Source organism: Corynebacterium sp. HMSC074E01, assembly GCF_001808885.1.
Classification (GTDB): domain Bacteria; phylum Actinomycetota; class Actinomycetes; order Mycobacteriales; family Mycobacteriaceae; genus Corynebacterium.
Window position 1 is genome coordinate 1 of record NZ_KV794819.1, and the last position, 533, is coordinate 533.

Annotated in this window: 1 pseudogene; it reads right to left on the reverse strand. The window is 57.4% G+C overall.

Going from position 1 to position 533, the window contains the following annotated elements:
• Nucleotides 1–76 precede the first annotated feature (76 nt).
• A pseudogene (locus HMPREF2537_RS00895) lies at nt 77–533 on the reverse strand (IS6-like element IS1628 family transposase); the annotation flags it as partial.

Below are 533 nucleotides of genomic sequence, written 5' to 3' on the forward strand. Positions count from 1 at the left end.
GGTGCTGTTGCAACTTGGGGCGGGAGCCAAGAAAGCTCCGTTTTTATTGTGTGATCAACGCTATGTGCCTGTGTTGTCAGGCCGTCTCGAATACCCGGCTAACAATCACTGCATCCGGATTCGGGTGACCATAGGCAAACATCGTGCCCTGCCCCTTCCGCAATGAGTGCATCGCTTCCATCCCTTTCAACGTCCGGTAGGCAGACGTTCGGTTTTTGAATGCTCCTTTCGGCCCCAGGATCCGCTTTAACCGGCCATGATCGCCTTCAATGACGTTGTTGAGGTATTTCACCCGACGATGCTCGACCGTCGATGGACAGACGCCTTCCGCCTTCAGCTCAGAGATTGCCCTGGCGAGTGAGGGGGCCTTGTCGGTGCTGATCACCCGCGGATAGCCTGCCGATTTATTCGACCGCAGCGTCTTCGCCAGGAAACGCTTCGCTGCCGCGACGTTGCGTTTTGGTGAGAGGTAGAAGTCCAGGGTCTGGCCACCGGCGGTGATTGCCCGATAGAGGTAGCACCACTTTCCCCCG